At 34.0% G+C, this 7,631-nt stretch carries 5 protein-coding genes; all 5 read left to right on the forward strand.

Going from position 1 to position 7,631, the window contains the following annotated elements; all coding sequences use genetic code 11:
• Nucleotides 1–406 precede the first annotated feature (406 nt).
• Genes HMPREF0381_RS04010 through HMPREF0381_RS04030 form a run of 5 tightly spaced genes read left to right on the forward strand, consistent with a single transcriptional unit; the run spans nucleotide 407 to nucleotide 7,577 of the window.
• Nucleotides 407–730: a hypothetical protein gene (locus HMPREF0381_RS04010; RefSeq protein WP_008750605.1), complete on the forward strand. Its 324-nt coding sequence runs from the start codon at nucleotides 407–409 to the stop codon at nucleotides 728–730.
• Between the two features lie 11 nt (nucleotides 731–741).
• On the forward strand, nucleotides 742–6,141 hold the full coding sequence (locus HMPREF0381_RS04015; RefSeq protein ID WP_008750606.1) for a DUF6531 domain-containing protein: 5,400 nt from the start codon (nucleotides 742–744) through the stop codon (nucleotides 6,139–6,141).
• Entirely contained in the window at nucleotides 6,141–6,713 is a 573-nt protein-coding gene (locus HMPREF0381_RS04020) for a DUF5104 domain-containing protein (RefSeq protein WP_040461669.1), read from the forward strand. Before HMPREF0381_RS04015 ends, HMPREF0381_RS04020 begins: the two co-directional genes overlap by 1 nt.
• 16 nt (nucleotides 6,714–6,729) lie before the next feature.
• Nucleotides 6,730–7,035: a hypothetical protein gene (locus HMPREF0381_RS04025; RefSeq protein ID WP_008750608.1), complete on the forward strand. Its 306-nt coding sequence runs from the start codon at nucleotides 6,730–6,732 to the stop codon at nucleotides 7,033–7,035.
• A gap of 17 nt (nucleotides 7,036–7,052) precedes the next feature.
• Nucleotides 7,053–7,577, forward strand: a complete 525-nt coding sequence (locus HMPREF0381_RS04030) for a DUF5104 domain-containing protein (RefSeq protein WP_050784256.1) — start codon at nucleotides 7,053–7,055, stop codon at nucleotides 7,575–7,577.
• Nucleotides 7,578–7,631: the final 54 nt, after the last annotated feature.

The following is a 7,631-nucleotide window of genomic DNA, read 5'->3' on the forward strand; positions in this document are numbered from 1 at the left end:
ATAGTGATAAGGAAAAATTGCAAAAAGAGTATGAAGAAGCTTTAAAAGAATTCACTATTGAAAAAGAGGAGCGAGAGGATATCTATAGAGAGTGAAGAGAAATAGATAAAACATTGATAGATTGCTTAGGGTATTGCAATGAAACTGAACTTATGGAGGAGGAATTTATAGAATTCAAAAAACAAAGTGATAGAGAAATGCAGGAAATGGAAGATAAATTAATTAGCTTAAAAAAGAAAATCAGAGATTTGTAAAACAGTACCGGAAACATCTGATGCGCAATCATTCATTCGTATGCCTGTAATCAGAAATTACAAGTTTACGCCGGGAACCGGATTTGTATTCAAAGGTGGAGATATTAAAAAGGTAAAAATACCTTTAATTTAAACTTTGTGGAAGGAGAAATATGGATTGTAGATGTGGAGATATTAGAAGATGCAGAAGTGATATTAGAAAGATTAATTATGCAATTGTACTGATGGAAGGATTGAGAGGAATAGACATGACGATAAGGAGTGACCTTTCAAGTATAGCAGGAGAAAATTCTATGTATATGACACCTTTTAATATTGGAAATATTGCAGAAACTGAAAGTCAGATGCATAGAGAGATAGAGTTACAGACATCAAATATTATTGAAATGCTGAAAGATAAAGAAGAATATTTGAATGATGAACTGAAAGATATGGAAGATGAGGACTATGATTATCATCATAGAGATGACGATTAGGAGAGGAATATATGGAGAATTTTGAAATAAAGAAAGCCAAGCTACAAGAGATTTTAAGCAAGTTTAAAAAAATAAGTGGAGACTTAGAGAGCCTTGGCAACAATGTAAAATCTGAATATACAGAGCTGTTGGCAAATTACTGGACAGGAGAGGGTGCTAATCAATTTAGAACAAATTCAGATGCATGGAGCAATAACTTGAACTGCTATAATGAAAGCGTTAAAGAACTGATAAATATTATAGAGTCTCAGACAATACCGGGTGCCAATGATATAGATAATAAGGCAATAGGGATTGAAGGAGTAGTGGGAGGTTCGCATTCATCAGGCTCAAGTGACAGTGTAGTACGTAGAGATAACTGTATAGAAGTATTAAAATCTTGTATAAAGCATGTGATGGGAGAATACTATTCATATAAGAATATACTTGAAATTGTTGATGAAAAACTGTCTACACTTGATTACAGCGATTTGGATGTAGGCGGTGATATTAGTGACGTTAAAGCAAAGATTGATGACAGAATGGATAAATTAAACAGTCTTATTTCAGCTCTGGAAGAGTATGAGTCTTATGTGGACTGTTTTGAAGAAAGCATCTCAGCTTCTATCAGTAAAATAAAAGGTCCTACACCTTGGGAGAACTTAAAGGCGGATAATCTTTTACAAATAGTATCATTACTTGGTGCAAAGGGGTTAAAAGATTATGAATATGAAAAGAAGGCAGGAAATCTTATTCTTACTGTAAACGGTGGAAAGATCACATTATGTGCATATGGTGGAGATCCCATCAATATGTCTACAGGTAATTATGTGTATGTGGGAGAATTCCTATCACAAAAAGGTTTATTCCCCATTGCATTTAATATTACATATAATTCAGTAGACAGGAGTAATGCAAGTCTTGGAGTAGGCTTTTATTCAGATATTGATATGAAGATGGAGATAAGTGAATCAAAAGCTAAACTGATATATTTCGACGGCAGAAGAGAAGTATTCATCAAAGATAAAAAAGGCAGTTATGTAAATATCAATGAAAACAGAGACATACTCCGAAAGCTTGGTAACAGGTATGAAGCTAAAATATTTGAAGGAGATACGCATATCTTTGATATAGACGGTAAGCTGATAGAGACAGATGACGGAAAAGGAAATAGCATTAAGTACACTTATGATGGGGAAAGGCTTATAAGCAAAAAGAATAATTCAGGTGACTATATAAAATATCTGTATGAAGATAATAAAGTAGTCAGAGTTTGCGACGGTAATGGAAGAAGCGTAAATTTATTATACAAGGATGACAATTTATACTGTATAAAGAATGAATTGGGTAGGAGCATTTCGTTTGAGTATGAGAACGGGTTTATAACTAAGCTTACTGATTATGAGGGCAAGGTAACTCTGAAAAACAAATATGATGAAGTCGGAAGAATAATTTCTCAACGCTTTGCCGATGGCGTGGAACTTACCTTTAAATATGATAAAAACAGTGTAACATTTAATAACGGAGAGTCTGAAATTGTCTATTATCATGATGAGGGATATCGCACTGTAAAAATAACTGAAAATGGAGTCAGCAGTCTTCGTGAGTTTGATAAAGACGGTTTGTGTATATTTGATATAGACAGAAAAGATAATAAAACGATATACGAATACAATTCGGATAAAAAACTTACTAAGGTAGAATTGCCTGAGAATATAGTGGTTGAGCTGTCATATGACGGTATAGGATATTTAAACGGTATCAAAGTAAACGGTGAAGAAAGACTGAAGCAATTCAATGATGCAAAGGGAAATCCTGTAGAAGTATTTAATGAGTCAAAAGACAGCTTTGATATTGTTTACAATGAGAACTCAAGACCTTTAAAGATAACCGCTCCGGATAAAAGTGTTATGAATATAAGCTATGACAGTAGTGGAAATGTAACGGAGATAGCAAATGATACTGTTAAAATGGTCGGATACAAATATGATGAGCTAAATCGAGTTGTAAGTATTGAAGACAATAATGGAGGGAAAAGACTTTATAAGTATAATGAGCTTGGAGATATAACAGAGGTAACAAATTCTTTTGGAGAGAAGAGAACATATAAGTATACAGCAAATAGGCAGGTGTCAAAATTAAAGGATTTTGACGGGAAAACCTATGAAGTAGAGTACAATAATGTAAATTTACCTGTAAAGTTAAAAGATAAAAACGGAAATACTACAGAGTATGTATATGATAATATCAGAAGAATATCTCAGATAAAGCGAGCTGACGGAGTGGAAAAATTTGAATATGACAAAAGGGGCAATATGACTAAAATGACAGCTCCTGACGGAAGTGTCAAAAGTTTTTCTTATGATGAAAATAGAAATATTGTCAGTGTTACTTATCCGACAGGTCTAAGCGAAAGTTATAAATATGATAAGTTAAATAGATGTATCAGTAAGGAATTTTCTGATGGAGTGAAGTCTGATTTTGTCTATGATGGAGACAGGCTGATTGAGATGATATTACCAAGCGGAAGTATCAGATATGAATATGATGAATATGGAAGGGTTTCAAAGCAAACCCTGGATGAGAATGTCAGTGAAAGTTTTGTATATGATTCAATGAACAGAGTATCTGAGTATACTGATATATTTGGTAATGTGGTAGGGTATGAATATAATCAGAACGGCAGAGTGAAGGCTGTTACTTTAAGTGATGATGTAAAATACATATATGATTATGATAAGCTTGGAAGACCTACAGCAGAAAGCCGTTTGGTTGGCGATACAGAAAATAAGGTTTACTATGATTATGATGACTTAGGAAGAGTATCCGGAATAAGGACTGATACCGGTAGAGAAAATACCTATAGCTATGATAATGAAGGGAATATAACCTCGATTAAAGACAGTATCGGAAATACAAACTATTTTAAATATGGTGTAGGAAATATTCTTGAAAAAGTGGTCGACGGTGACGGGCTGGTAAGTGAGTACAGTTATGATAAAATGTACAATCTTGTAGGAATAAGACAGTACAAAAAAGGTAATGAAAATGACTGTATGATAAGAAGCTATCATAGAAACAATATGGGCAGAATATTCAAGATAGAAAATGCCGACAGTACTTATAAAACCATGGATTACAACAGTCTTGGACAAGTAGTGAAAAATATTGATGAAGGCGGTTTTAAAACAGAACTGAAGTACAATGAAGCCGGACTTTTAACTTCGATGAAATGTTCTGACGGAAATTATATAGACTATGAGTACGACAGCAACAGATTTTTGAAAGCCGTATCAGGAAGCTTTGGAACTATGAGCTTTGAAAGAGATAAAAAAGGTCTGGTGAAAAAGGCTTTAACTACAAGGGGACATAGTATTGCTTACGAATATGATAAGTTTGGAAGAACTGTAGGTATATTATATCCTGACGGTAAAAAGGTTAGCTATAACTATGATAAAAGGGGTAGACTTATAGAAACAGTTTCAGGAAACGAACATATCAGGTTGACTTATAACAGTTTGGGCAGGCTTGAGTCAAGAGAGTATAGTGATGGAAGCAAGACTTTCTATGAGTATAATGATATCGGAAGTCCGACAAAAATAACATATAGCAGTGATAAAAATGTTAATATAGAATATATTTATACTTATGATTTGGTGGGAAATAAGACAGGCATAAGTATCAATAAGAACGGCAGTGTAAAGGATTACATTTATTCTTATGATGAGGTAGGAAGAATCACAAAAGTTGTATTGAACGGAAAAATACTAAGAGAATACAGCTATGATATCTTTGGAAACAGAACTGTTAAAGTAGATTATACTGAAGAAGAAGTGGTTACTACAAACTACATCTATAAGGGTGGAAAGCTTGTAGAAGAGCTTATATCTAAGAATAACAGTTTGATTCAAAAAAGGTACGAGTATGATAAGAGAGGAAATCTTATCAAGAAGTTTGCGGGTGATAAGCTTGAAGCAGAGTACACCTATAATGGTCTCGGGCAGCTTATCAGTGTCATATCCGGCAAAAACATTGTTACATATGAATATGATGGACTTGGTCACAGAATCGGTAAGACAGAGACCGACGGAAATGAGTCGCATACTACAAGCTATGTAATTGATATCAGAAAAAAGACTGATAATATACTGTGGCAAAATACTGATGGAAATGAGAGAAGTTTTGTATGGGATATTCAACTGATATCAGAGGTGGAGGATGATAACAGAGCCAATATCATATGTGATGAGCTTGGTAGTGTAATACTTGAAGGAGATAAGCTCTTTGAGTACGGAGAGTTTGGAGAAGCTCTTGGAAATAAACCTACGAACTTCGGATTTGCAGGTCTTAGGGTAGATTATATAAGTGGAAACTATCTTTCAGCTACAAGAATGTACGATGAAAACCTGGGAAGATTCCTCGGAAAAGATAAAATCAAGGGCGATATAAGATATGGATTTACTCAGAACGAGTATACTTACTGCTATAACTCACCGCTGATATTTGTGGACAGTACAGGAGAATCACCGGAAACAAATGCACTTACATATAAAGAACTTTGTGGTTTTGCATTGGACTTATCAGAATTTACTATCTCACCGGGAAGCTATGCTTTGAAGCGCTTGGTTATTGAAGGAGCAAGAGGTCTTGTTAATTTTGCACCAAGAGGAGCGATAGATTGGTATATGAATAATACATATAACTTGACACTTAATAAGAATTTTCCAACTAAAATGGCAGAGAATATGGGAATGGAATATTATAATAAGATTAAAAATCTTAGAAAGATTGCAGAGGCTACAGGTTTTAGTGATTTATTAAATCATCTTACTGTAAATGGTATAAGAAGTGATAGCTTACTTAAAGAATTTGATTTTTATAAAGATGATAAAGGCCTCATTCATACATTAAGTAATTGCTGGCAAAGACTGTGGGGATATAATCAGGGGTATGATGTTGTATTTGATGCATTTACATCAATGAACAGAGCAAGGTTTCAATTTGGAACAGGAAAATCAACGTTTACACTTTGGATGTGGAAAGGAGATTATTTTAATTTTGGGGCCGGTAGTGAGATAGGCATATATAATGGTGATAACTTTCATGTAGACTGTTATGCACAAAGTCATTTAAAGATGTATATGAATCTGACTCTTAAAGATGGAACAGTAGTATCAGATTGGGATGCGTATGATCAGTGGCAGTGGTGGATAACGAGCTTTAATCCGGATAAAGAATTCCAAGATATAAAGGCTGAGGATATGGTAATGGTAGGAATGGTTGACTTTGACGAGGAAAGGGCTATGTGGAAGGAATTTGTACATACAGCAGAATTTGATGATCAAAATGTAGATAAAATAAATGATAACTGGTGTCTTGATTTGGTACATCGCAATGCTGTAATGAAGTGGGAAGGTGGAAATAGAAATTGATAAAATCTAAAGTTTTAGAAGCATTTTTGGTAATATGTATACTTATAGGATGTGTAGGTTTGGTTAATATTGCTAAATTTGTATATGAATTTAATGAAAAAGATTATTATATATTTGAAGATTCTATAGTGGTAAATGAATATATAGAAAAGATAGTAAGAGCATTGAACACTAATGATAGAGAACTTTTGGCAAGTTTATTTCCGGAGCATGCAAGGAGTAAGATAGACCATTTTGATGAAAAGATAGACAGAATTATCAGAAAAAATGAAACTTGGCCATCTTCAATAATAAGGTATAAGCTAAATAGGAATAACAATCTTCAATCAAGCTCTGATATGGGTAAGGTACAAAGGATAGTATATGCTAATACCACTATAGAGTTTGCAAAGCCGATGGACGGTGAGGTACAGAAGACTTGCTATAAGATAGCTATGGAGATTATACCGGTAGATGACTTCAATAAAAATAATGTGGGTATAGCTATATTTGCAATAGGTTATGGAGATTTTAGCACAAAAGACGTAGATAAAGAAAAAGATGGATATGATATATATGCGTTTGGACATTGATAATGGGAGGTAAGATATGGAGATCAAATCCAATATTGCCGGCATGGCGAGAACAACAAAGAGTTATGACAGATTTAAGGATATATTGCATGACATTAGAGAGGAACTTGTAGATATTATGACAGATGTTGATGATTATTGGAGTGGAAGAAGTGGGGATAGCTTTAAATATATTTGTTGGTATTTAAAACTTTTATTAGATACGGGAAGCGATGAGTTTAGTAGGTTGAGAGATGAGATCGATGGTGCGAAAGAATCTATATATGACAATGATGATAATCTTTCAAGACAGATACACAATAAGGAGAATATAAGAGTATGAAAAAAAGATTGCTTCTCATGATGGTATTGATACTTGCAGTATTGACCTATGTGAGTATAAAGGGTAATAATCGCCCACCGGAAGAAAGAAAATATAGAGATAAGGTACTTTCTGCATTGGGAGGACATGATGTGGATAAACTGAAATCACTGTTTTCAAAGAATGCAAGAGATAACATAGATGATTTTGACTTTAAAATTGCATTACTGATGAAAAAATACAAAGGAAAATTGATAAGTGCTAAATATGATAGAAACTATCCGGTAGTTACAGAAGATAAAGAAAAAGGAATAAAGAGGATTGAGACTTATTATGTGGTCAAAACAGATGAACTAGGTATAAAATTTATGTACCTTCAAGTAGTAGCTAAAGATGATGAGAACCCTGATGAGGTAGGTATCAGCTCTATGATGTTTTCACCTGAGATTTGGCAGATTACCATGGATGACAGCAACAGAGGATATTATCTTTGGGTAGACAATCCGCTTTGGGCTGACTATGTAGATCCGGATGAGGTTATGAGTACAGAGAGCAGTAGGTAGATCTCCTAGAACTCCTATGAAAAAAGACATAGGAGTTCTGTTGATATACAAAAT

Source organism: Lachnoanaerobaculum saburreum DSM 3986 (assembly GCF_000185385.1).
In the GTDB taxonomy this organism is placed as follows: domain Bacteria; phylum Bacillota; class Clostridia; order Lachnospirales; family Lachnospiraceae; genus Lachnoanaerobaculum; species Lachnoanaerobaculum saburreum.

Bases quoted from the DNA above. Each gene is read 5' to 3' on its own strand.
- HMPREF0381_RS04010 (WP_008750605.1), top strand. From the start codon at position 407: ATGGATTGTAGATGTGGAGATATTAGAAGATGCAGAAGTGATATTAGA.
- HMPREF0381_RS04015 (WP_008750606.1), top strand. From the start codon at position 742: ATGGAGAATTTTGAAATAAAGAAAGCCAAGCTACAAGAGATTTTAAGC.
- HMPREF0381_RS04025 (WP_008750608.1), top strand. From the start codon at position 6,730: ATGGAGATCAAATCCAATATTGCCGGCATGGCGAGAACAACAAAGAGT.
- HMPREF0381_RS04030 (WP_050784256.1), top strand. From the start codon at position 7,053: ATGATGGTATTGATACTTGCAGTATTGACCTATGTGAGTATAAAGGGT.